This window comes from Chitinophagales bacterium (genome assembly GCA_017303415.1).
Classification (GTDB): domain Bacteria; phylum Bacteroidota; class Bacteroidia; order Chitinophagales; family Chitinophagaceae; genus SpSt-398.
Window position 1 is genome coordinate 3,073,119 of sequence record JAFLBJ010000001.1, and the last position, 24,269, is coordinate 3,097,387.

At 46.3% G+C, this 24,269-nt stretch carries 20 protein-coding genes; 8 read left to right on the top strand and 12 right to left on the bottom strand.

From position 1 onward, the window contains the following. Positions 1–106 precede the first annotated feature (106 nt). On the top strand, positions 107–1,282 hold the full coding sequence (locus J0M30_13420; protein ID MBN8668495.1) for an aminotransferase class I/II-fold pyridoxal phosphate-dependent enzyme: 1,176 nt from the start codon (positions 107–109) through the stop codon (positions 1,280–1,282). A 134-nt stretch (positions 1,283–1,416) separates the two neighbouring features. After that, on the top strand, positions 1,417–2,439 hold the full coding sequence (locus J0M30_13425) for a beta-lactamase family protein (GenBank protein ID MBN8668496.1): 1,023 nt from the start codon (positions 1,417–1,419) through the stop codon (positions 2,437–2,439). A gap of 90 nt (positions 2,440–2,529) precedes the next feature. On the opposite strand, the gene J0M30_13430 is transcribed toward J0M30_13425, so the two are convergent. Next, the gene (locus J0M30_13430) at positions 2,530–4,248 is read right to left on the bottom strand and encodes an amidohydrolase (protein MBN8668497.1); all 1,719 of its coding nucleotides are present in this window, start codon (positions 4,246–4,248) and stop codon (positions 2,530–2,532) included. A 120-nt stretch (positions 4,249–4,368) separates the two neighbouring features. On the opposite strand from J0M30_13430, the gene queG reads away from it, so the two are divergent. Then, positions 4,369–5,298 (top strand): tRNA epoxyqueuosine(34) reductase QueG, encoded by a 930-nt coding sequence (queG, locus tag J0M30_13435; protein ID MBN8668498.1) that lies wholly within the window; start codon positions 4,369–4,371, stop codon positions 5,296–5,298. A gap of 47 nt (positions 5,299–5,345) precedes the next feature. Here the strand turns inward: queG and J0M30_13440 are convergent, their stop codons facing one another. Genes J0M30_13440 through J0M30_13455 form a run of 4 tightly spaced genes read right to left on the bottom strand, consistent with a single transcriptional unit; the run spans position 5,346 to position 9,221 of the window. Next, the gene (locus tag J0M30_13440; GenBank protein ID MBN8668499.1) at positions 5,346–5,942 is read right to left on the bottom strand and encodes a hypothetical protein; all 597 of its coding nucleotides are present in this window, start codon (positions 5,940–5,942) and stop codon (positions 5,346–5,348) included. Positions 5,943–5,947: 5 nt separating this feature from the next. Beyond that, a complete protein-coding gene (locus J0M30_13445; GenBank protein MBN8668500.1) occupies positions 5,948–7,207 on the bottom strand; it encodes a hypothetical protein in 1,260 nt (419 codons plus the stop codon). A gap of 54 nt (positions 7,208–7,261) precedes the next feature. Then, positions 7,262–8,671: a hypothetical protein gene (locus tag J0M30_13450; protein ID MBN8668501.1), complete on the bottom strand. Its 1,410-nt coding sequence runs from the start codon at positions 8,669–8,671 to the stop codon at positions 7,262–7,264. Then, a complete protein-coding gene (locus J0M30_13455; protein ID MBN8668502.1) occupies positions 8,658–9,221 on the bottom strand; it encodes a sigma-70 family RNA polymerase sigma factor in 564 nt (187 codons plus the stop codon). The genes J0M30_13450 and J0M30_13455 overlap by 14 nt, the downstream gene beginning before the upstream one ends. A gap of 158 nt (positions 9,222–9,379) precedes the next feature. On the opposite strand from J0M30_13455, the gene bioA reads away from it, so the two are divergent. Continuing rightward, complete coding sequence (bioA, locus tag J0M30_13460; protein ID MBN8668503.1) at positions 9,380–10,630, top strand: adenosylmethionine--8-amino-7-oxononanoate transaminase; 1,251 nt, start codon at positions 9,380–9,382, stop codon at positions 10,628–10,630. 4 nt (positions 10,631–10,634) lie between these two features. Here the strand turns inward: bioA and J0M30_13465 are convergent, their stop codons facing one another. From J0M30_13465 to sppA, 4 genes are all read right to left on the bottom strand, one after another. Continuing rightward, complete coding sequence (locus tag J0M30_13465; GenBank protein ID MBN8668504.1) at positions 10,635–11,144, bottom strand: DUF2911 domain-containing protein; 510 nt, start codon at positions 11,142–11,144, stop codon at positions 10,635–10,637. A 173-nt stretch (positions 11,145–11,317) separates the two neighbouring features. Next, positions 11,318–11,809: an SRPBCC family protein gene (locus J0M30_13470; protein MBN8668505.1), complete on the bottom strand. Its 492-nt coding sequence runs from the start codon at positions 11,807–11,809 to the stop codon at positions 11,318–11,320. Between the two features lie 4 nt (positions 11,810–11,813). Further along, complete coding sequence (locus tag J0M30_13475) at positions 11,814–12,923, bottom strand: ABC transporter permease (GenBank protein MBN8668506.1); 1,110 nt, start codon at positions 12,921–12,923, stop codon at positions 11,814–11,816. Between the two features lie 36 nt (positions 12,924–12,959). Continuing rightward, entirely contained in the window at positions 12,960–14,714 is a 1,755-nt protein-coding gene (gene sppA, locus J0M30_13480) for a signal peptide peptidase SppA (GenBank protein ID MBN8668507.1), read from the bottom strand. A 61-nt stretch (positions 14,715–14,775) separates the two neighbouring features. Between sppA and folK the strand changes: the two genes are divergently transcribed. The 3 genes from folK to J0M30_13495 are packed head-to-tail and all read left to right on the top strand — an operon-like array spanning position 14,776 to position 17,131. Beyond that, entirely contained in the window at positions 14,776–15,267 is a 492-nt protein-coding gene (gene folK, locus J0M30_13485) for a 2-amino-4-hydroxy-6-hydroxymethyldihydropteridine diphosphokinase (GenBank protein ID MBN8668508.1), read from the top strand. Further along, positions 15,264–15,896, top strand: coding sequence for a deoxynucleoside kinase (locus J0M30_13490; protein ID MBN8668509.1), 633 nt, complete (start codon positions 15,264–15,266; stop codon positions 15,894–15,896). Before folK ends, J0M30_13490 begins: the two co-directional genes overlap by 4 nt. Before the next feature lie 5 nt (positions 15,897–15,901). Beyond that, positions 15,902–17,131 carry an MFS transporter gene (locus J0M30_13495; protein ID MBN8668510.1) on the top strand — a complete coding sequence of 410 codons (1,230 nt, stop codon included), beginning with the start codon at positions 15,902–15,904 and terminating at the stop codon, positions 17,129–17,131. A gap of 18 nt (positions 17,132–17,149) precedes the next feature. On the opposite strand, the gene J0M30_13500 is transcribed toward J0M30_13495, so the two are convergent. Beyond that, the gene (locus J0M30_13500) at positions 17,150–17,632 is read right to left on the bottom strand and encodes a YkgJ family cysteine cluster protein (protein ID MBN8668511.1); all 483 of its coding nucleotides are present in this window, start codon (positions 17,630–17,632) and stop codon (positions 17,150–17,152) included. A 101-nt stretch (positions 17,633–17,733) separates the two neighbouring features. On the opposite strand from J0M30_13500, the gene gcvP reads away from it, so the two are divergent. Further along, the gene (gene gcvP, locus J0M30_13505) at positions 17,734–20,607 is read left to right on the top strand and encodes an aminomethyl-transferring glycine dehydrogenase (protein ID MBN8668512.1); all 2,874 of its coding nucleotides are present in this window, start codon (positions 17,734–17,736) and stop codon (positions 20,605–20,607) included. A gap of 283 nt (positions 20,608–20,890) precedes the next feature. On the opposite strand, the gene J0M30_13510 is transcribed toward gcvP, so the two are convergent. Both J0M30_13510 and J0M30_13515 read right to left on the bottom strand, forming a co-directional pair. After that, complete coding sequence (locus J0M30_13510) at positions 20,891–22,189, bottom strand: PAS domain-containing protein (GenBank protein MBN8668513.1); 1,299 nt, start codon at positions 22,187–22,189, stop codon at positions 20,891–20,893. Between the two features lie 161 nt (positions 22,190–22,350). After that, a complete protein-coding gene (locus J0M30_13515; protein ID MBN8668514.1) occupies positions 22,351–24,153 on the bottom strand; it encodes a DUF4139 domain-containing protein in 1,803 nt (600 codons plus the stop codon). Between the last annotated feature and the right edge of the window lie 116 nt (positions 24,154–24,269).

Sequence of the window (24,269 nt, forward strand, 5' to 3'; positions counted from 1 at the left end):
AGCTCCGGCATTTCTGCCTGAAATGCAGGTTGGTGGCGGATTTCCTGCAATTATTTCAGAATGAACATTATACAATAACTTTGCCCTCCAGCATTTTTTAAACCGTATGAGTAAATATCACCCCGAGACCGAGGCCATTCGTATACAGACCCCACGCACCTGGGAGAATGAACATTCTACCCCCTTGTTTCTCACGTCCAGTTTTGTATTTGATAATGCAGAAGATATGCGTGCCGCTTTTGCGGAAGAAAATGACCATAATATCTATTCCCGGTTCAGTAATCCTACGGTAGATGAATTTGCTTATAAAGTGGCCATGATGGAAAAGGCTGAAGCCGGTCTCGCTACAGCCACAGGAATGGCTGCTGTGTTTGGCACTTTCATGACCTTTTTACAAAGCGGGGACCATATCCTTTCCTCGGGTTCCGTGTTTGGAAGTACACATACCATTTTAACCAAATACATGGGCCGCTGGAAGATCGAATTTGACTATTTTGATATCAACAAGCCCGAAACAATTGAAGGATTGATCCGGTCCAATACCCGGATGATCTACGTGGAAACACCTTCCAATCCCGGACTGGATATCATTGACATGGAATCGCTGGCGCTACTGGCGAAAAAACATAATGTGCTATTGGTCGTCGACAATTGCTTTGCCACCCCGGTGTTACAGCGGCCGATCGAATGGGGGGCCGACCTAGTGATTCATTCGGCTACCAAATGGATGGATGGCCAGGGTAGGGTCGTAGGGGGTGTGATCGCCGGAAAAGCCGCCCTGGTGCGGGAGATCTATCTGTTCTTAAGAAATACCGGGCCATCACTCTCTCCCTTTAATGCCTGGGTATTGACCAAGAGTTTAGAAACACTGTCGCTTCGTATGGAGAGACATTGTCAAAATGCGCTTCAACTGGCGACAGCCCTGCAAAACAACCCGCATCTGGTTCAGGTAAAATATCCTTTTCTTTCTTCGCACCCGCAACACAATATTGCCAAAAAACAAATGACGGGTGGAGGTGGAATCGTTTGCTTTGAACTCAAAGGAGGACTGGAAAGAGGTCGTCGTTTTCTGGATGCTCTGAAAATGTTAAGCCGTACTTCAAACCTGGGCGACAGCCGGAGTATTGCCTCGCATCCGTCTTCCACCACCCATTCCAAATTATCTGAAGAAGAAAGATTATCAGTTGGTATCACCCCGGGGCTTATCCGCATTTCCGTTGGCCTGGAGCATATTGACGACATTCGGGAAGACATCGAGCAAGCCCTTACAGCATCCGCCTGATTTCTTGGTGCACTTTGTGCATCCTTTGTGTCCTTCGTGTCCTCCTACGCCAGCCATGCATAGGAGGACACGAAGGACACAAAGGATGCACAAAGAACACAAAGGAAATTCGTAAATTGTAAAGAAAAAGTACCATGAGAACCACGCTTCTTCTATTGCTTTCTTTATCCCTGCTTTCTACCGCTCAAGCTCAAACAAGCTTTACCGACCTGGATGATTTTCTGGAGTCCAACAAAGAAAAGCTGGGAAAGGATTTCAATGTCATGCTCTGGAAGAAGGATGATACGGTTGTATATCGCAAGCAGACCAATCCACAATTCCGAAGCAATGTACAGGCTCCCATTGCAGCTTCGAGTCAATGGCTCACGGCAGCGCTGGTGATGATGTTTGTGGATGAAGGAAAGGTATCCCTGGATGACCCCGTAGTAAACTATGTGCCTGAATTTGGAAAATATTTTAAAAACTATATCACGCTTCGCCATTGCTTGTCTCATACCACTGGCATTGAGGCCGAAGCTTTGAAGCTTTCCAAACTTTTTGACAAGAGTAAATTTGAGAACCTGGAAAAAGAGGTAAACTCTTTTGCCGCCAAAAACATAGCAGCCAATCCCGGGAAGGAATTCTATTACAGCAATATTGGCTTGAGTATTGCCGGCCGGGTGTTGGAAGTAGTGGGTAAAAGAAGGTTTGACCAGTTGATGACCCAGAAATTATTCCGTTCATTGGCCATGCGCCGCAGCACCTTTAGTAATTTGATGGGTGGACCGATCAATCCTTCGATCGGTGGAAAATCATCTGCTGATGATTACATGAATTTTCTGGTCATGTTACTCAACAAGGGAAAGTTCCGGGGGCAGCAAGTACTTTCTGAAGAATCCGTAGCCGAGTTGATCAAGATTCAAACGGGTGACCTGCTGATGAAATACCTTCCTGATGCGGGCAAAGGTATGGGATATGCTTCCGGGGCCTGGGTATTGGAGGAGGATGGTAACGGAAATGCGACATCCCTGATCTCTCCAAGCCTGTTTGGATTCTGGTCGGTGGTGGATTTTAAAAGAGGGTATGCCTTTCTGCTCCTACCCAAGGAAATGGTAGAGAATGATCCGATATCCTTACACAAGGAAATTATAGAGATCATTAATCCCCATTTTGAATAGAGGTTTGTTTCTCGCAGCGTACGCAAAGGATAGGACGGCCGCAGCGGGCGTTTTAAACTTGGCGAACGCTGCGAGAAATATAACCAGATCCTATTTGCTATATGTATACTTCAGTTTCCCGTTTACGATTGTCATCATTACTTTAGTATCTTTTATTTCTTCATCCTTACAGGTAACCAGGTTGTTGGATAAGAGTACAAAGTCGCCATATTTACCCACTTCAATGGATCCTTTTACTTTTTCCTGGAAGGAAGAATAAGCGTTCGCCAGGGTATAAGAGTGAATGGCCTGTTCACGTGACATACGCTGTTCGGGATAAAATACAGTACCATCTTTCAATTGACGGGTTACACTCGCATAATAACAGGCGATCGGATCCTCATCTTCTACCGGCACATCGGTACCATTGGTGACCACTACTCCGGCTTTGAGGAAGGATTGCCAAACATAAGCCCCTTCACGTGAGCGTTGTTCGCCCAATCGTTTAGGCACAAAGGGGGCATCGCTGGTACAATGAATGCCTTGCATGGAGGCGATCACATTCCATTCTTTGAAACGGGGTATCTCAGTAGGGTTGACATGCTGCGCGTGTTCAATACGCCAGCGGTGGTCTTTGGTTTTATCCTGAGCAATTTTTTTTGCATACAGATCGATCAATTCCCGGTTGGCGCGGTCACCGATGGCATGTACACAGAGTTGCAATTGATTATCCCAGCAGAAATCGGCAATGGCCTGGAGCGAATCAAGATTAAATGTAGCCTCTCCTACCCAACCCGGCCGATCGGAATAGGGTTCAAGTAACCATGCCCCATAGGACCCAAGTGCTCCATCGAGCGAAACTTTAACCGCTTTGACGGTGAGATGGGCATCCCCGGCATCAATGATCGGAAAAACACCCGCATTGGCGCGGAGTACACTGTTTCGTTCCCGCACCATCAGCCAATGCCGAATATTCAGTTTTCCGGAATCTGCCAATTCCTTCATCCATTTTACCTGAGTAAAGGAGGAACCGGCATCCTGAAAACTCGTAATTCCTTTTTTCAAACAATCTTCTTCTGCCAATCTTATACTTTCGGCCCAACGTGCTTTTTGTTCATCCTCCGTTTGTTGGTTCACAAATGCCGCATAAGCCTTATTGACCAGCGACTGGGCTGTTTCTGCAAGAACGCCAACCACCCGGCCTGTCTTGTCCCGAACGATCTCCCCACCTGAAGGGTTTGGTGTATTCGCGTTTATTCCTGCTAACTCCATGGCTTTGGCGTTTACATAACTGCTATGTCCGCTGGCATGGGAAAGCAATACCGGGTTATTGGGAGATACTTTATCCAATTCTTCATGATAGGGATACCCCAGAAAATTAACGGCCGGTGCAGGGTTCCATTTTTCCTGGTGCCAACCCCAACCAATGATCCAATCACCGGGTTTGGCTTTGCTGACCGCTTCTTTTACTTTTTCCACGATCTCATCCCAGTTCTTTACTGTCATCAGGTTCAGGCTGACCAAAGAAGCGCCTAACCCATGTATATGCCCATGCCCTTCGATAAAACCGGGCATCAGAAATTGTCCTTTGCAATCTATGGACTCCGTTTGGCTGCCAATAAACTTCTCTGCTTCTGTATTGCTGCCTACGAAAATGATCTTCCCATCTTTCACCGCTACAGCTTCGGCTGTAGGTTGTGCCGGGTTTACGGTGTACACCTGGGCATGGTGAAGTACCAGGTCGGCCTGGTTCTTTGAACTGGCACAGCTGCCCAGAATGACGATTAAGGGAAGAATGACAAAGAAGGATTGAAAGGATGATTTTCTCATATACAGAAGTTTGCCTTTCAAAGATAGGGATGTTTGCTATCCGATATTCCTCAGGATGCAGGGACATAAAGAAGCGCAGCAAAGGTGACAGGAAACTTTAATTTTGATTATTATTGAAAGGTGGGAACCAAACAACAACATACCGCAACGATCAAAGTACTGGCCCGGGAATTGGGTTTTGACCATTGTGGCATTGCCCGTGCCGAAGCCCTGGAGGAAGATGCCCGTCGCCTCGAAAAATGGTTGGCAAAAGGTATGCACGGAGGGATGGCCTATATGGAAAATCATTTTGACCTGCGTACCGATCCGCGAAAACTGGTTCCCGGCGCACGTTCGGTCATTACCCTTTTGTTGAATTATTTTCCGGAAAAAGAACAAAATACCTCTGCGCCGCAGATCTCCAAATATGCATACGGAAAGGATTACCATGAGGTCATTCGCTCCAGGCTGAAGGACCTGTTGCAAATGATCAGGGAAAAAGTGGGCGAGATCAATGGCCGGGGCTTTGTGGATTCCGCTCCCGTGCTGGAACGAGCCTGGGCACAAAAAAGCGGTTTGGGATGGGTCGGAAAGAATGGGAACCTGATCACGCGAAGTGGTGGATCATTTTTCTTTATCGCCACCCTGATCACCGACCTTGATCTTGAACCCGATGATCCTTTTGCCCGGGACTATTGCGGCACCTGTAATAAATGTGTGGAAAGTTGCCCAACAGAAGCCATACTTCCGGATAAAACGATCAATGGCAGCCAGTGTATTTCCTATTTTACGATTGAGCTGAAGGACCAGTTGATACCGGATGCAATGAAAGGAAAATTTGACAACTGGATGTTTGGTTGTGATACCTGCCAGGATGTTTGCCCCTGGAACCGGTTTTCTACCCCTACCCTGGAGAGCGCTTTTCATCCGCTGCCAGCAGTCCTGAATTTTACTTCGGCAGAATGGGAAGCGTTGAGCGAAGATGCTTTTAAAAACATCTTCCGTGACTCCCCACTGAAGCGGGCGAAATGGGAAGGGGTGCGGAGAAATTTGAGGTTTCTGAAAGGTTGAATGCACACATTGCTGAAAGCAGGATGAGCGTGGAATTTTAGTGCATCCTAAAACACCCTGAATCCCACTTTCAAATCCACCCGATTAAATTCATATTTGACTGACCGGTTAGTTTTGATGTTTGTGGTTGTAGAAGGATCCCAAACAGTCTCCACCCATTTTTCCGTCATGGTCTTTGAGGAATACCCCAGCGAAATACTGATTCCTTTCCCTTTTTTACTTTGCATTTGAACTCCAAAACCTCCTTGCAGATACCTGCCATGATCAAAGGTTGACGGGGTGTAAAATTGGCCACCCCAGATCCAATCATAATAATAGAAGCGTTGAAATTCGGTAGGCCAGGCAAAATTAGCTCCGGCACCGGCGTACAGAAAGGGACGTTTCTTCTGATTGCCAAAATACCGCTTTGCCTCTGCATAGAATGGAACCGATCTTTTTTCGTAAAAATCAATTTCAGTTGTTCCACCAAATTGCCAGGCCCCCCATTCCACACCTGAACTAAACCCAATGGAACCATCAACGGTTTGCGTGCCATTCAGTAGGGTGATCTGCGGTTGAAGATAAAAGGCTGATTTTTTTTGCCCAAAACCTGTTCCGGTAGCTAATAGTAGAAAGACGATTATTATGCCTGATGATTTTTTCATGTAGATTAGTTTTGAATAGTGAGCTTACTTAGGACAACAGGTGAAGATGGATTGTTATAGTTCACAAAATATACTCCATCGTAGGCCACTACCAGTGCCAACCCATGCAATGCGATCACATCAAGGGGCAACAATCCGGTCAGGGTTCCCAGATTGGTGATCTGCGTAGGACTGGAAACATCCATGAATTTCAGCCCTTCTCCACCGTCGCAAACCATAAGGATATTCCCATCCTTGGAAAGGCCCGAAGGAGACGACATAAGATATGTTTTGACCAATACCGGAGAGGTGATATTTGTGATATCCACTACATCCAGTTGATTGGAGAATCCACCGCAGAAAGAGCCACCACGAAGGGTTACATAGGCATAGTTTCCGTCGGCTATCACCGGATCACAGGAGCGGATATGTGTTACCTGAGATAAGAAGTTTGGTGCATTGGGATCCGACAACCCATATACGTACATGCCAGTTTGCGAGCCTATAAAAAGTTTGTCCTGATAAGGAAATACGGTCTCAATATCTCCTCGTGGGAAATTCCGGGTCCCGATATAGGTTGGCGTAGCCGGTTGCGCGGTATTGAATACTTTCAGATCCATATGGCTAACCGTATATAACCGGTCATTATAAAGCGCAAACCTCGCCTGTGATCCTCCAATTCCGTTGCTTACCCCGGGGTTGGCATTGGGTGAAGCATAATTGCTAAAGGCCTGGGCACTTAATACCCCCATATCAAAAAACACTTTTGCTCCACCGCCTTGTGACTGATAATCGCTTCGGATGGTTGTGTCTACCCTAACCCACTCTGTGATCACCAAGCTGGTATCGACCATATATCCAGCCTCATAAATGCGATGAGGGAAAACCCCTTCCTGGTAGTATGCCAGGCTAACATTGGTGGGGTCAGAAATATCAATACTCATCAGATCGGAATAACAATCGGCATAGAGGTAGTTTCCCCTTACGGCAATATCCACATTGCCTGGTATATGAATAAAACCCTTTTTAACCGGGGAAGCGGGATTACTGAAATCAATCACGTGTACCCCCTTATTGTACTCATTCAGGAAAAGGTAGTTGCCTTTAACAAATATCTTACCAGGAACATGTATCTCCTGATTGTTATCATTTTTTATGGCAGCTTTTACTTCAGCACGGGTATGATATACGGGACGGAAGAAAGTGTATTTCTCTTCCATTTTGTCCTTGATACAGGAGCTTAATAAAGTTGTAAGCGCCAACAGGGAAACAAGTATGTATCGCATAAACAGGTTTTTGAAGTTGACAACGCATTTATCCAATGCGTTGCATCTGATTTTTTAAAAAGGAAAAGTCAATTGAACACCGGAGAAATGGCTGGCTTTAAGATCACCGACCTCTTTTTTGTAAAAACTATGCAAGCCCGCCTGGTAGGTTAACCCGATACCGAGGGGATGTCTGGATGCATTGAACAAACTTGTACCAAAACCAAGCTGGAGTTGCCATTGGCTCTTTCGTACCTGGTCGCGGTCATCAAAATAACCATATCCTCCATATACGAGTCCACGGGCCTTAATGACCTGACCATACAGGAGTCCGGTTTCAAGTTGCAACGGCAGGTTTTTGCTTTTCCCGATCTTCCACATCATGGACATGGGTAATTCAAGTACCAGGTAACGGGAACGGAAGTTGGTGAATGTTCCTCCCCGATAGAATCCGGCCGATTGATCACTTAAGGAAAAATTTGGGCTGGCGGCGCTATCGCGGTAGGCCCCTACCTGGCGATCATGACTATACTGAGCAAATCCGAGGCCTGTTTTAAAATAATGCTTTGGTCCAACCGGGAATTGCCTGCCCACCATAAACCCATACGAAAATGCAGCTTTGGGAAGTGTTTCGGAGATGATTGTCGCATTGGAATTACCGGTTCCACTTCCGGGGCCGTTAAGATTTCCCGCAAATGCTTTTTCGGAGGTCCCTCCAAAAAGCGGATCAGCTATATTGTAACCACCTGCTTTAACAGCGAATATCCATTTCGGAGACCGACGGGAAGAAGGCTTAATAATTGAAGGAGATTTGGCATCAAGCGTTTCCATCCAATGAAATCCGGAGGAGAACCAACCATTCTTTAATGATTCAGGTTGAACTTTGAATAGGTTAGCGGGTGCTATACTGCGTTTTACCTGATCTGTGATTTCCGGTAAGGTATTTCTTTCCAGCACTGGTTTCCCGGCTGAAATTTCCTCCGCGGAGTTAATAAACCCAACGCTTTCGTTTACTGATTCAGGATTGGTTACATTTTTATCTTTTAATGGTTTAATGGTAATTGATCTCTTCCTTTCAATGGCCAATTCGGGTGAAGCGGTTATCTTTTCAGGTGCGGTTATCTGTTCAGGTCGGGAAGAAAGTTCCGATGCATTTTTCCCAGCCTTTTCCTTTGGCGTTGGTAAGGTGTTGGCTCCCGGGTCAACTGTCATGTTCGAACTTTCCTGCTCTTTCTTTATCGCTTCTTTGACTGTTGTGGGCTGTACGGTGGTCAGTTCGGAGGATGCGTTGGAGTCCGGTCTATTCAAGAGAAAATAGGTAGCCATTGCTCCCCCGAGCAGGATGGGTAGCAACCAGAAAAGAAAACGACGGCGTTTTCTCTCCCGGATCTTTTCCTCCACGATCAGCCATACATCATCGGAGGGAGGAAGCTTGAATCCCTCCATCTCTTCCTGTACTCTTTTTTCAAAATTATTGGTCGGCATACGATCCGGTTTTATAATTGATCTGATTTTTTCTATCCAGCCAGGCGATCAGCAGGCTTCTGGCACGTGCATATTGGGATCGGGATGTACCCTCATGGATACCCAGCAATTTGCCGATCTCAACATGCGTATATCCCTCTACGGCATAAAGGTTAAATATGGTCTGGTATCCCAGTGGTAATTGGCGGATCAATTCTGCCAGTTCCTTTCCACTTACCCGCCATTCCGGGTCTTCATCGGACACCGGATGAAGACCTTCGTTTTCGAAAGAAAGCTCTTGCCGGTAATGTCTGTTCTTCTTCAGGTAATTAAGCGCCGTGGTCACCATGATACGTCTTACCCAGGCGCCTAATTCACCATCAAACCGGTATTGATCCAGGTGATGAAAAACCTTAACAAAGCCTTCCTGAAGAATATCCTCTGCATCGGTAATGGACTTGGTATAACGATAGCACAGACCCAACATACTTTCAGCGTAACGCTCGTAAAGCAGTCGTTGGGCCTCAGGCTTTCGCCGAAGACATTCTTTTACCAGTTTCCTTTCATCCATGGATTTTCAATAAAAACACACCCCTGGGTGGGAATTATTGATGATTGATTGCTGATTATTAATTTTTATACAAATAGGTGACAACGCGCTTCTCTCGTTCGTTGCACCCACCCTATCCTATTTTTTAGTTCGTTGAAAATGAATGAGTAATTTTGAATATGGATTCGATCTCCCAAAGGGATGGCCGTTTTCTCTGGCATCCTTATACCCAGCACCGCCTGGCGGCACCGTTTACTCCCATCACCCGGGCCAAAGGCTCTTATCTATTTGACGAGTCGGGAACCCCCTTGCTGGATGCGATCAGCAGTTGGTGGACCACTCTGCATGGGCATGGACACCCCTATATCGCCCAAAAGATACATGAACAAGCCCTGAACCTGGAGCATGTCATCTTTGCCGGCTTTACCCACGAACCCGCGGTGAATCTTGCCGGTCGCCTATTGCCCCTGCTTCCCGGGGATATGAGCCGCCTCTTTTTTTCCGATAATGGTTCCACAGCGGTGGAAGTAGCTTTGAAAATGGCGATCCAGTTTCATCAGAATCAGGGCCGGCCAAATAGAAAAAAGATCCTCGCGCTTCAACATGCCTATCATGGAGACACATTTGGAGCCATGAGTGTAAGTGAACGCGGCTTGTTTACCCAGCCCTTCAATGGGCATTTATTTCCGGTGGAATTCGTGGATATTCCAACGGAGGAAGATGAATCCTGGAAACTTCCTTCCCTATCCTGGGAGGAGATCGCCTGTATCATATACGAACCTGTTGTACAGGGAGCGGGAGGTATGCGGATGTATCACCTGCCCTCATTGGAAAAGCTTCTTACCCAATGCAGGGATCAAGGAATATTATTGATCGCTGATGAAGTGATGACCGGTTTTGGCCGGACAGGTACCCTCTTTGCCAGTGAACAGATTCAGGTTTTACCTGATATCGTTTGTATGTCAAAAGGTTTGACAGGAGGTACCTTACCTATGGCCCTCACCGCCTGCCGGGAATTTATCTATGAAGCCTTTCTGCAGGAAGACAGGCTAAAGACCTTTTTCCATGGCCATTCCTTTACTGCCAATCCGATAGGTTGTGCTTCTGCCCTGGCCAGTCTTGATCTGTTACAGGATGCGGCATGCCAGGAACAGATTAGATTGATCGTAACCCGTCACCGCCAAAAAGTGGAGCAATGGAAGTCGGAAGGACGGTTTCTCCAACCACGTAGTGCAGGTACCATTCTGGCCTTTGAAGTAGAGGACAAAGAGAATAATTACCTCAATACCCGGAAGGAAGCGATCATGCAAATGGCACTAAAAAAGGGGGTGCTATTGCGCCCCCTTGGAAATACGGTTTATTGTATGCCTCCCTATTCAACGAACCAGGAAGAGCTTGATCTGATCTACCGGGTCATGGAAATGATCTGAACGATCATTTGATCATGACACTGGCCTGCTTGTCGCCCCAGTTGATCGTCATCTTTCCGTTCTTGTCAATCGTATAGGTGAGTTTCTCTGAAAAAGTTCCTTTCTCGGTTTTAGCCGGAATCCGAGCCACATCATCAGATTCTTTATAGCTATACGCACCCCATTGGTCCCAGGTTTTGTTGAAAATAAATGTCCAGGCATCATTGTCTCCAACGATCACAAAGAACCCATATTTACCTGCTTTTAAAGCCTGGCCTTCGATGGTGAGATCCTTGTCTGTTTCAAATACGGTGGCTTTATTGGCACCGGCTCTCCACACTTTGCCCGACATGGGTTCAAGGTTATCGCCAATGGTCCTTCCCTTTACAGATGGCTGTCCATAACTCACGGTTACAGTAGCTCCATTATCCAGTGTTTGTTTGGCGGTAGCGGCAGGACTGGCAGGGGGGTTGCCTTGTCCACAAGCGACCAGACTAATACTGGCAGCAACAAATAAAGAAAATAGTGATTTCATGGTTTTTAAATTTTATTAAAATTAGTGAATTTAGATTTACTGAAAAGAACAAGAGAACTTATAAGAATTCCTGAATATAGATTATTGATTATTACCAATGCTGAAACTATGTTTATTTCATTAAAACAATAATTAATAATAAACAATCAATAGTCAAAAAGTAACAATCCGTGTTATTCTGATACCTCCTTCAGCCGCGCCAACCCCTTTTCCATCTGGACTCCATACAGGCTTTCATAAAACAGACTGGAGAATTTTTCCCAGGGATACCACCCGAGTTTAAAATCCATATACCATTGAACGGTCAATGAATCCTGTTGTCCAATATGCATCAGTTTCCAACCGCTTTCGAGAGACCGGCCACTTTCGGAACGCATGGTACTCAGAATTTGGTCAGGGGTACGTTCTGTGATTCGAATACCCGTTCCTTTTATTTGGAGGGAGTCCGATCCGATAAAGGAAGGCGTCTCGCCTGATTCAGAAAGTATGGGATACCAGGAAGGCCACTCCTTCAGGACCGCTATCCGCTGATAGACGCTATCCTTTGGCGCAGCAATATTAACAGCCTTGGATATGCGCAAATGACCCGGAATAAAAAGGGAGATCACGGTAGCCAGTAAAAAAAAGGCAAGGAGACTGACAAAGGCAAGTTTGATGAGTTTCATATTGTTATTCCCAACGGAAAACTTTTATAGCCAGAAAATAGATCGCGATACCCCAAATACCCAGTATACCGATCTGTTTCCAACAGGCAGATAAATGAGCCCCTTCAAAGGCCACATTTCGCATGGCATCGTTCAGGTGCTTGAGCGGGAGAATATCAGCGATCGTTTTTAACCAGGTCGGAAATGCATCGGTGGTAAAAAAAGTACCTCCCAGCAAAAACTGGGGCAATGTGATCAGGTTGGCAAAGGGAGGGATCACACTTTCATTCTTAGCAAGACCACTGACCACAAAACCAAATCCCATAAAAACGATCAACCCGATCAGGCTGAGTACCATCAGTTCCAAAAAAGTAACAAACCCGTTAACCAGGGTAAATTTAAAGGCATAATGTCCGATGAGCAGGATGACCACTGCAGTGATCATACCAAACAACACCCGGCTTATTCCCTCTCCTAAAACGATATAGGTGCGGTTGATGGGAGTAGCAAAAAAACGTTTCAGCACCAGGGTCTGGCGGAGATTAAAGAATATGAAAGCCACACCAAATACACCCGCACTCAGCAAGGAGAACCCCAATTGACCGGGCAGGATAAAATCGATGGTACGATAAATACGCCCCGGGATCTTCGTCACTTCATTACTGATCGTAGCAACTGTTGGTACATTTCCCAATTCTTGTTTGTCGAGCGTTTTGACCACACTTTCAAGTAAAGACCTCAGCACTTGTATATTCTGAGGGTTTACTGCCTCCGATGTTTCAAGATGAATGATATAGGCCGGAGAGGCTTGTATCCTGTTCTTTTCAATATTCACAATCGCCGTCATCCTGCCTTTTTCAAGATCTTCGCGTACAGAAGCCGTATCCTTGTCTACAATGGTGATCCCCTGCCAGCTCTTGATCGCATAATATAATTTACTGGTGGTATCGCTTTTTGGTGAAAGAGCAATCCGTACGGAAATGCGGCCACTGCTGCCCAGGAATCCAAACACGAGGATAAAAACAAGGGGGAATACAAAACTGAAAACCACAGCAGAGGGACTGCGAAAGATGGCTTTCAAACTGGCCCTTGTGATGGCCAGCATGGCCTTAAATTGATTGTAAGGTTTCTTCATGATAAGTTAGGTGGGCAAAGGTATTGGTTATATCCCTTACTCAAACCGGAATTGAAAAGGTATCCTGGCCTGTGGTGTACTGGTCAATTCATTGACCCTCCTCCATTCCACAAAGAGTTGCCAGTTCATAGTACCCAATTCTTCTTTCATTTTTTCCTCAAGGCCTGTTTGTGGGGCGGCACCCAGCATACGGTTCAGCCAGGACGAAGGCTCGGGATATTCTTTAACCCTGTATTCTTTCAATTTGGCCATGCTGGCCGCCGCATCCACGGCATCCTGAATGCCTCCAAAACGGTCAATCAAACCGACCTTTTTCGCAGTACCTCCACTCCATACCCTTCCCTGGGCAATGGTCTCCACAAAGGCGGTATCCTTTTTTCTGCCATCTGCCACGCGCTCTTTAAAATGAGTATAGATCTGTTCCACTTCCGATTGGATCAGTCTTTTCTCGGTATCGTTCATGTTGCGGGTAACCGAAGGCATGTCCGCATACGGACTGGTCTTTACCCTGTCAAAACTGATACCCAATTTATCCTTGAAGAAACCTTCCATACCCGGAATGATACTAAATACACCGATGGATCCAGTCAGGGTCATTGGACTGGCAAAGATGCTGTCTGCCGCACAGGAGATATAATATCCTCCCGAAGCGGCCACGTCGCCAAAGCTGACGATCACCGGTTTTTCTTTTTTGGCCAATTGTACCTCTCTCCAGATCAGTTCACTGGCCATGGTGCTGCCACCGCCTGAATTGACCCGGAGAACAATGGCTTTTACATTCTTATCCAGACGTGCTTTGCGGATCAATTGCTGATACGATTCGCCTCCGATGTTCTCATCATTGCCCTTGCCGTCTACAATATCTCCTTCGGCGTAAATCAGGGCGATGCGGTCGCCTTTGAATGTTTTATAGCCCCCTGTTTTGTAGTATTTGTTGATGGAAACAAATTCCAGCTTATCATATTTGCCAACACCCAGTCTCCCTTTGAGGGAATCTCTGACCTGGTCATCATGAATCAGGCCATCCACCAATTTTCTTTTTAATGCATCCTCCGGATAACGGATCGATCCCGAATCGGCCCATTGGCGAAGTTGGGTGGTATCCAGGTTACGGGCATCTGCTACACGGGAAAGGAAAAGACCGTTGAGTTCCTCCAGCCAGGTACGGGTTTGCAGCCGGTTTTCCTCCGACATTTTCTCCAGCCGAAAAGGTTCCGTGGCACTCTTGAACCGACCTGCATAGAATACCTGTGCCTGTATATTCAACTTATCGAGGGTTCCTTTGAAAAAAGCGTATTCGACAGAGAAACCTGACCATTGAAAATCACCTTGCGGGTGTATAAAAATATCGTCGGCCACACAGGCCACATGATAGGCTCGTTGGGTCATACGGTCTCCATAGGCCACAACAAACTTGCGGCTTTCCCGAAAATCAGCCAGAGCTTCCCGGATCTCTTCACTTCCGGCAAATCCATTGGCGTTATTATTGGCTTTGATAAATATCCCCCGGATCAATTTGTCATCCTTCGCCTTTTTGATCAACCGGAGCACATCATACAATCCCGGTACATCCAATTCATCATCACTGGAAAAAGCAGAAAGGGGGTTCTCTTTGGCCTGCTCACGAAAAGATTGGGACAGATCAAGCAAAAGAACCGATCCATCGGCCACCACCGGTTTACTTTCACTGGTCAGGCCTCCAATAACTGCCGCCAAAAGAAAGAATACGACCAGGGAAAAAATAACGAGTGCCAATAGGGAGGCAAAAAACACCTTGAAGAAACTCCGCATAAAACCAAAAATTAGATTCCATCAAAAATAAAGATATTTGAAGCGATCCATCCTGTTTGTTATGAATAAGGCATACCTACTTATAGGCGGCAATTTGGGTGACCGGGAAGGAAACCTGGCCCGGGCCCGATTGGAGCTGGAGACGCAGGCCGGCACCATTGTTTTGGCCTCAGGTCTGTATGCCACAGCGGCCTGGGGAAACACAGAACAGCCTGATTTCCTGAACCAGGCCCTGGAATTGCATACAAATTTGAATGCAAGGCAACTCATCCGCCGTATCCTGAAGATCGAAAAACAAATGGGACGTATCCGGGCAGAGAAATTCGGGCCCCGGATCATCGATATTGATATCCTGCTTTTCAATGAAGAGGTACACGATATCCCCTTCCTGAAAGTACCCCATCCGGAACTACCCAACCGCCGGTTTGCCCTGGTACCACTGGCAGCGATCGCACCACAAATTCTTCACCCCCTTTCTGGAAAAACAGTGGCCGATCTGTTGGCTCACTGCGTCGACCAGGGAGCAGTAAAATTGGTTAGCTTAGCGACATGAACTATCATTTTATTACGATAGAAGGAAATATTGGAGCCGGTAAAACAACGCTTGCACACCTGCTAAGCCGGCACTTCAATGCCCGACTGGTATTGGAGGAGTTTGCAGACAACCCCTTTCTGCCAAAATTTTATGAGAACCCCGGGCAATTTGCCTTCCCCCTTGAACTTTTTTTCATGGCCGAACGGTACAAGCAATTAAAAGACCTTATTCAACAAAAAGACCTGTTTCAAAATATCACGATCTCGGACTATCTCTTTACTAAATGTCTGCTCTTTGCCAAGGTCAATCTGCCCGAAGATGAATTCAGATTGTATCAACGACTATTTGAGATCATTCACCAGCAATTGTTACAACCGGATATTCTGATCTATTTGCATGCCCCCGTTCAAAAACTTCAACAGAATATCAAGAAAAGAAACCGTTCGTACGAACAGACCATCTCCGATAATTACCTGTTCAGTTTACAGGAGACCTATACACACTATATCCGGCAACACAATATCCGGACGCTTTTTGTTGATGTCAGCAATGCTGATTTTCTGGGCAATGAAAAACATTTACAAACCATCATACAGGCGCTTGACCATGATTATGATCATGGACAGCACTTTATAACCCTGCCCTAAATCCAGTGCGGCGAATCCCTTCCTATATAATCAACCGGGAGTTCACCCTTTTTATCCTTGTCCGGATACTGTTTATCGCCGGATTAAGGATGACCCCGGTACTTATGGGTTGGCAATTGTATGAGATCACGGGAAGTAAACTGGCCCTGGGTATGCTGGGATTAAGCGAAGTGATCCCGGCGATCCTGCTGGCCCTTCCTGCCGGGGTACGGGTAGATCATAGTAATAAACACCGTCTCATCACCTTTTGCATTGCCGGCTACCTGTTCCTGATGCTGGCCCTTCTCTATCTTAGTTCGAAATGGTCTCCGATCACGGGTTCCCGGTTCTGGATGGAATGGAGCATTTATCTTGTTTTCTTTGGCACCGGTGTTATTCGCGCCTATAGTTCCCCGGCTTTGAACTCATTTTTGGCCCAACTGGTACCCGCACAAGCCCTGGTAAAAGCTGTATCCATCAATAGCATGACCTGGCTGGTAGCGGCTGTGGCCGGGCCTGCCCTGGGAGGTTTATTACTTGGCTATGCCGGTATCACGGTTGCGCTAACCGTCAGTTCTTCTTTATTGGTGATGGCCCTGATCCTCTTTGGTTTTATTGCCCCTAAGCCGGTGAGTTGGAAAAAAGGGACCACCAGTACCTGGGATGGGGTTACTGAAGGGTTGCGTTTTGTCATAGGACAAAAGGCGCTCCTGAGTGCCCTTACCATTGATATGTTTGCGGTATTGTTTGGTGGAGCGGTGGCCTTGCTCCCTGTTTTCGCCAAAGATATCCTGCAGGCCGGGCCCATCGCGCTTGGATGGTTGATGGCCGCTACTTATCTCGGCAACTTTGTCGCGATTGCCTGGCTCACCGCCCATCCGCTAAAAGGAAAGCAAGGGCGAACACTGATTTACTCGGTTGGAGGGTTTGGCCTTAGTATCCTTTTGTTTGCCTTGTCAGAAAATGTGTGGTTGAGTTTTATAGCCTTGTTTGTAGGTGGTTTGTTTGATGGGGTAAGTGTCATCATCCGGGGCACCATTGTTCAGTTATTTGTACCGGATGAAATGAGAGGGCGGGTTTCTTCAGTGAACTCCATCTTTGTCAATTCCAGCAATGAACTGGGGCAGTTTGAAAGCGGGGTAACAGCCTCGCTGATGGGAACTGTTCCTGCTGTTCTTTTTGGCGGCACGATGACCTTGCTGGTGGTGGTGGTATCGTGGTTTAAGGCTCCGAAGTTGCGGGAGTTTGAGTATTGAGGGAAGAAGGAATATTCCTTATTTCTTATTTTCCATCAACTTTTCAAGAACCAGGAAAGTGATCGCACAAAATTCCACATTTTTTAATGTCAATTGTTTTCTTTTCAACAAAACATCTTCATCGGTATAAGGGAAACGGGCACAATCGGAGGGGCGTACATCGTAAATGGAACAAAAATTATCCGCGCCTAAAAACGGGCAGGGAGCCGATTTTACTACAAAATCTCCTTCTTCATCTACGCGTAAATAAGTATCGATAAATACGCTTTCCCTTTGTCCGAGGTGACGACTGATCCGTTTGATATCCGGGGTCTTGAACCGGGGGGAGTAGGATTTACAACACCTGGCACAGGACAGGCAATCCACTTTGGCCGTGGCTTCCACGTGGATATCCTGTAATTCACGCAGGACCTTGGTACGGTCGGCCCGGTTCAGAAAGCGCTCGTAGGCCTTTTTATGCTCAGCGGCCTTTTTTTCCCAATTTTCCGGCAAGGAGTGCATGGTGCAAAGAAAGGGAAAAAGGCCTCCAGAATACACAAATTATACAAGACATGGAAAATCTCCCTGTACAATGCTAAATTTGCACAACTTTTTTTAATCGTATGAACCTCTTTGAACTACAGCAAAACGAATTCAGGTCCCGGCATATTGGTCCGGGGGAAAAAGACAGCCAGGAAATGCTTCGCATCATTGGAGAACCCTCGCTTGAATCCCTGATCAGTAAGACCGTACCAGCAGATATCCGTATGGCGCAGGCCCTTGACCTGCCGCCTGCGATGAGTGAAAATGATTACCTCCGTCATATCCATGAGGTTTCCCTGAAAAATAAATTGTTTAAGAATTACATAGGCCAGGGTTATTATGATACCATCACCCCGCCGGTCATTCTCCAGAATATTTTTGAGAACCCGGGATGGTATACCCAATACACGCCCTATCAGGCGGAGATCGCCCAGGGTCGGCTGGAAAGTTTGTTGAACTTCCAGACCATGGTAAGTGACCTTACCGGTCTCCCCATTGCCAATGCATCCCTGCTCGATGAGGCAACTGCTGCGGCAGAAGCGATGACCATGTTCTTTAACATGCTTAACAAACAGGATCATATTGAGCGTCCACGGTTTTTTGTAGACAAGGAAATTTTTCCGCAAACCAAAGACGTTCTTTATACCCGTGCCCTGCCTGTAGGCATAGAATTGACAGAAGGCGATTACAAACAGGCCGGAATTGACGCTACTTATTTTGGCGCCATCCTGCAATACCCCAACGACAAAGGCTCGATTGAAGATTACCGGCCATTTATTGAGAAAGTGCACGCCGCCGGCGGCTACGTTGTTATGGCCACAGATCTATTGGCCCTTACCCTGCTTACCCCTCCGGGTGAATTGGGAGCTGATTGCGCAGTTGGATCCGCCCAGCGTTTTGGAGTACCTCTTGGATTTGGAGGACCGCATGCCGCTTTCTTCTCCGCCAAAGACGATTTTAAACGCAATATCCCAGGACGTATCATAGGTGTAAGTGTGGATGCACAGGGACAAAGGGCGCTCCGCATGGCCCTGCAAACCCGGGAACAACATATTAAACGGGAAAAAGCCACCTCAAATATCTGTACAGCCCAGGCCCTGCTCGCGAATATGGCAGCCATGTATGCTGTCTTTCACGGTCCGGAGGGATTGAAACAGATCGCCAAACGCGTGGCCCTGCTTACCCAGGTCGCTGCAGAAAGTATTGAAGAAAGAGGATTTGACCTTGTATCAGATACCTTCTTTGACACTTTCACGGTAAGGACCAATGAACAAGCCGCCATTCGCGAAAAGGCCGAGCGCCAACAGATCAACCTTCGGTATATGGGGAAAGACCTGATCGGTATTTCCATTGATGAAACCACCAACGTGGCCGATCTCTTTGATCTGATCAACTGTTTTGAAAATGATACAGACCCGGTTGCCTTTGAGATAGCAGATGAGATCACCCTGGATCATATTCCAACCTCATTGACAAGGACCTCCCCATATCTTTCGCATCCCGTTTTCAATAACCATCACAGCGAAAGCCAGATGATGCGGTATATAAAAACGCTGGAGAACCGCGACCTATCGCTGAATCATTCGATGATCTCATTGGGAAGCTGTACCATGAAATTGAATGCCGCTTCTGAAATGATGCCCCTGAGCCTGCCGGGCTGGAGCAAGGTGCACCCTTTTGCACCTGCTGACCAAACTAAGGGTTATCAAAAGATCGTAGAAGAATTAAGTGAATACCTCTGTCAGATCACTGCCTTTGATGCATGTAGCCTGCAACCAAACAGTGGGGCCCAGGGTGAATATGCAGGACTGCTCACCATACGCTCCTTTCACGAAGCCAATGGTGACCATCACCGAAAAGTAATGCTTATACCGATATCTGCACACGGTACCAATCCAGCTTCAGCCGTGATGGCGGGTATGAAAGTGGTTGTGGTAAAAGCACTGGATAACGGATATATTGATGTAGATGACCTGAAGGCCAAAGCCAGCCAATACGCCCACGAATTAGCGGGCATCATGATCACCTACCCCAGTACCTATGGTGTGTACGAGGAAACCGTTAAAGAGATCACCCGCATTATTCACGAACATGGCGGACAGGTATATATGGATGGTGCCAATATGAATGCCCAGGTAGGTCTTACCGCACCCGGATTGATCGGCGCAGATGTGTGTCACCTCAACCTGCATAAGACCTTTGCCATTCCGCACGGCGGTGGTGGCCCCGGCATGGGCCCCATTTGTGTAAAAGAACACCTGGCCCCTCATTTACCCGGACATGTCAATAATAGCCAGGATGCACGAACCGGAGCCGTCAGTGCGGCCCCCTATGGCTCAGCCTCTATCCTCCTGATCTCCTATGGGTATATCCGGATGCTAGGTAGCGAAGGAGTAAAAGCAGCCACGGAATACGCCATCCTGAATGCCAACTATATGCGGGCCAAATTGGAGAAGGATTTTGATATTCTCTATACCGGCTCCCAAAATACCTGCGCCCATGAATTCATTGTGGACCTAAGGCCATTTAAAAAATCGGCCGAGATCGAAGCAGAAGATATTGCCAAACGCCTGATGGACTATGGCTTCCATGCCCCCACCATGAGTTTCCCCGTACCCGGCACCATCATGATCGAACCTACAGAAAGTGAAGATAAAGGCGAACTCGACCGTTTCTGTCAGGCCTTGCTCCAGATCCGCCAGGAGATACGCGAAATCGAAGAAGGCAGGTCAGATAAAAAGGATAATGCGTTGAAAAATGCTCCACATACGGCCGCAGTAAGTACTTCAACTGAATGGAACCATGCTTATAGCCGGGAACAGGCGGCCTTTCCACTTCCTTACGTGAGACTGAATAAGTTCTGGCCTTTTGTAGGTCGTGTGAATAACACCTATGGTGACCGAAACCTGGTTTGTACCTGCGAACCGGTGAGTAGTTATGCTGAAACTGAATAAAATTATACGATAAAAAAAATTTTAATTTGATCTTGGTCAATAGTTAAAAAATACTAACTTCATTACCTTATTTTCATAAGATAAGGTTTAATGGTTGACCCCGCTATTCTTAGCGGGGTCATTATTTTTTTATACTATGTAAAATGGCATGTCATTGAAAAGGGACAAGGATTTGAAAAAAAACTTGCTTTTTATATGATTCAATTTTCTTTATCTTTAACTTGAATTTTCATAGGATAAGGTTTAATGGTTTGCCCCCGCTATTCTTAGCGGGGACATTTTTTTAAAGGGCCATGGCCAGATCCTGTGGTTTTTCCAGATTGGTTGCAAATTGGGCCCGGATCCGGCATCCTTTACCAGGTGCGGAATGGATATCCATCGTCCCCTGATAGGCCAGCAGCCGGCTTTGCATGTTTCGCAGCCCCACCCCGGATTTTGCATCTGCCGGGTCAAATCCTTTGCCATTGTCGGTGATCTCTAAGGTGACCAGGTTCCCCTCAAAACGCAGTTGAACAGCAACCTTGGTGGCAGACGCATACTTGGTGATATTATTTAATTGTTCCTGAATGATCCGGTAGATCATCAGTTTATGTTCATTTTCAAGCACCCCTTCTTTTAACCCTTTCTCCTTCCATTCAAACTCAAAAGAACTGACCCGGTTGATATTTGCCACCAGGTTTTGAACAGCTGTGGCAAGACTCATTTTGCTAAAGACAGGGGATTGAATACTGGCAGACAGTTGGCGAATCTCCGTAATGGAATCGGTTATCAACTGAGTAGTTTCTGGCAACAGGTTTTCGCGATGTTCAGGAAACCTGGCCATATCCATCAGGTACATTTTAGCCACAGAAAGTAACTGACAAACATTGTCATGAAGTTCCCCCGCCCAGCGGTTTCTTTCATTCTCCTGTGCCTTGATGATGGTACGGGTCATTGCCCGTTTATATTTCAACTGTTGTTTGTAATGTTCAATTTGCAGATTTCTTAACTCGCTCACATCCTGAACAGCTCCGATCAACCGCACGGGCTTGCCCGAAGATTGACGGATCAGGAAGGAACTGAAAATAACCGTATAGTACTTATCATCTTCTCCCCGCAACCGCAACTCTGTTTGCCAGGAAATCCGGTTCGAGACCAGCAAGGTCCTGTAGCCCTCCGAAATACGTCCCACATCTTCCGGATGAATACGCGAACGATACGTGACCCAGAAATTAGGAATAGGTTGATCCGTACAAGGAACAAAGAATTGCATCTTTTCATTTACCAACGCACTGTCGGTTTGAAAATCATAATCCAGAATGCCTTCGCGGGCAGCTTCATTCAGGGCCTTGAATTTGCGTTCCAGTTTCTCGTTAAGCTGGAATGACGACTCCAGGTTGCGGTTAAAACGCTCCCCCAAAAAATATATAAGGGCGGCCGAAGCCAATACAAAAAAAATGCCTTTGCTGGCCTGGATCCTGTCCAGCATTTCGGCATTTTGTCCGGATATCCGCAAGGCGATCGAATCGCCTACCAGTATCCATAGCACACTCACCGAGAGGTATACCAGCGCCAGTTTACCAGAAGGTGAGATCGTTGGCATGTTAATTCTCATAGTAAATAAAAATGGTGGAGTCCAAATTAGACAAAGGCATACCCTTAATAGGTGATACTATACATAAGAGTTTCTGAGCCTTGTCACCTATAAGGTCATGCCAATGTCATGGTTAAGGGATTCTACTTATGGAAGGTGATGGGGAAATATTAGTTCAAGTTGATCTGCCTGTCCTTCGGATACTTCACACTATATGCAAAACGGATTTTTCTCGATTCACCGGGAGCGAGTTCAAGTTTCCAGGTCAACACCCCGACATCTTTGTTGTTCATTGCTCCTCCATCTTCTTCCAATTCAACTTCAATATCTTTCAGGGTAGAAAGGGGATACTGATCTTTTAACATCATGCGAACGGTATCTTTCTTATTATTCTTCACGGTCAGTTCATAGGTGATCTTCTGTAATTTATTGCTGCCCAAAAATTTCACGCTGCTAAAGTCTGCCAGTTTTTCTTTTTTCACCACTACCCGCTTATCCCTGCCCAAGGTAAGGTTCAGGGTATCCTGTGTAGAATTTGGATCGATAAAGGATTTGCCTACATAGGTTCCTTCAAAAATGATATTTGCTTCACCCGGCATCAGGTTGAGTTTTTCCCAATCCGCCACCTCTGCCAGCAGATAGGAATCCTTGTCCAATCTCGGCACGCTGTAATACTTGTAAAAGGTGGCTAACTCATATTGAGTAAGGGTAGCCGTTTGCTCTTTTCCATTGGAGGGGATATCAAATGGCATATCAATATCAAAGGAAACATTCAGTTCGTTATTGGACACTGTTACATAATCCTCCAACCCGTCTTTGAGTGTTACTAACACTACTCCGTTACTACCTCTGGTGCCGTAAAGAGAAGTGGCTGCTGCATCCTTTAGTATATCTACCGACTTGATGGTTGAAGGATCAATTTTTGCAAATTCGTCGGCCGACATAGGGGTTCCATTGACAACATACAAGGGAATATTATAATCACTCAGGGAAGCTGCACCTCGAATTTTGATATTTGATACGGCACCCGGCACACCCATGGTATTACTGTCACTGGAATATCCCTGTATCCGGTTGCTCATCAACCGACGGTCCATCACTGCCACCGGGTTTATATATCCCAGGAACCAGGATTGCAGAACGGGTGCATTCCCCCACTGATTGGGCAGTGAACTGGAGAGGGAAAGTTTGACTTTCTTCCAATCCATTCCGGTTGTTTGTACCATCTTGGCCTTATAGATCAATTTCATGGGCTTTTTGATATCATCTACCCGCACATCATAGGTTGGTGTCCAGTAGGCATTGGGGGTGATATAGGAAATATTGAAATCAAAACTCCCGGCCAAAGCGGAATGAACTGTAATATGCAGTCGCCCGGTGGTACGTGAATTCTTTTTCTCTTCTTCATATACCTGCGCCTGTAACTGATTTTTAATCATGACCCATTTCTTTTCCTGTGTTTGCAGGTTCAGAAGATCATTCTTTATATCCACAATCTTTTTCTCATAGTACTCCATAAGCTTGGCCAGTTCTACCACAGTCAACCCCTGCTGGCCTTTGATGTCTTTATTTGACTTCAGTACATCCAGTAGATCTTCGGCGATTCCCTTTTTCAGGTTGATCTGTGCCAGGTTCTTGTCGACATTTTCGATTGAATCCGAAAGAAATTTGATCCTGGCACTTACTTCGGGTACAGTCAGGTGGTCGGTGGTAAATTCCACCGCCAGAATGGTTACCCCTGCCGGGCAACTAACCTGCACACTGTTGATATCAAGGGTATTGCTGATGTTTCCCAGCAGAAGATCATTGTGACCCTGAATCAGGTTTACCCCCGCAAAATGGTTCAACTCAGCGCCACTTCGATAAATGGTAGCTGATTTGAGCTCGGTGTTCACGACCCTGGGATCATTTCCGGCATTCACTAAACTAACTGTTAAGAAAAGGCCAATGAAAAGACTGAATATCTTCTTCATAAATGTTTTTTCTTACCGATGCGGTAAATAGGGATATTACACAAAAACGCCGGGGAATTGCCCTGTCTGCCAGAAATAACAAGACAACCATTTCTCATTTTAATTCGTTAAATTGA

Bases quoted from the DNA above. Each gene is read 5' to 3' on its own strand.
- sppA (MBN8668507.1), bottom strand. From the start codon at position 14,714: ATGCGGAGTTTCTTCAAGGTGTTTTTTGCCTCCCTATTGGCACTCGTT.
- J0M30_13475 (MBN8668506.1), bottom strand. From the start codon at position 12,923: ATGAAGAAACCTTACAATCAATTTAAGGCCATGCTGGCCATCACAAGG.
- J0M30_13470 (MBN8668505.1), bottom strand. From the start codon at position 11,809: ATGAAACTCATCAAACTTGCCTTTGTCAGTCTCCTTGCCTTTTTTTTA.
- J0M30_13515 (MBN8668514.1), bottom strand. From the start codon at position 24,153: ATGAAGAAGATATTCAGTCTTTTCATTGGCCTTTTCTTAACAGTTAGT.
- J0M30_13425 (MBN8668496.1), top strand. From the start codon at position 1,417: ATGAGAACCACGCTTCTTCTATTGCTTTCTTTATCCCTGCTTTCTACC.
- J0M30_13430 (MBN8668497.1), bottom strand. From the start codon at position 4,248: ATGAGAAAATCATCCTTTCAATCCTTCTTTGTCATTCTTCCCTTAATC.
- J0M30_13510 (MBN8668513.1), bottom strand. From the start codon at position 22,189: ATGCCAACGATCTCACCTTCTGGTAAACTGGCGCTGGTATACCTCTCG.
- J0M30_13445 (MBN8668500.1), bottom strand. From the start codon at position 7,207: ATGCGATACATACTTGTTTCCCTGTTGGCGCTTACAACTTTATTAAGC.
- folK (MBN8668508.1), top strand. From the start codon at position 14,776: ATGAATAAGGCATACCTACTTATAGGCGGCAATTTGGGTGACCGGGAA.
- J0M30_13465 (MBN8668504.1), bottom strand. From the start codon at position 11,144: ATGAAATCACTATTTTCTTTATTTGTTGCTGCCAGTATTAGTCTGGTC.
- J0M30_13450 (MBN8668501.1), bottom strand. From the start codon at position 8,671: ATGCCGACCAATAATTTTGAAAAAAGAGTACAGGAAGAGATGGAGGGA.
- gcvP (MBN8668512.1), top strand. From the start codon at position 17,734: ATGAACCTCTTTGAACTACAGCAAAACGAATTCAGGTCCCGGCATATT.
- J0M30_13455 (MBN8668502.1), bottom strand. From the start codon at position 9,221: ATGGATGAAAGGAAACTGGTAAAAGAATGTCTTCGGCGAAAGCCTGAG.
- J0M30_13440 (MBN8668499.1), bottom strand. From the start codon at position 5,942: ATGAAAAAATCATCAGGCATAATAATCGTCTTTCTACTATTAGCTACC.
- J0M30_13490 (MBN8668509.1), top strand. From the start codon at position 15,264: ATGAACTATCATTTTATTACGATAGAAGGAAATATTGGAGCCGGTAAA.
- J0M30_13420 (MBN8668495.1), top strand. From the start codon at position 107: ATGAGTAAATATCACCCCGAGACCGAGGCCATTCGTATACAGACCCCA.
- J0M30_13500 (MBN8668511.1), bottom strand. From the start codon at position 17,632: ATGCACTCCTTGCCGGAAAATTGGGAAAAAAAGGCCGCTGAGCATAAA.
- bioA (MBN8668503.1), top strand. From the start codon at position 9,380: ATGGATTCGATCTCCCAAAGGGATGGCCGTTTTCTCTGGCATCCTTAT.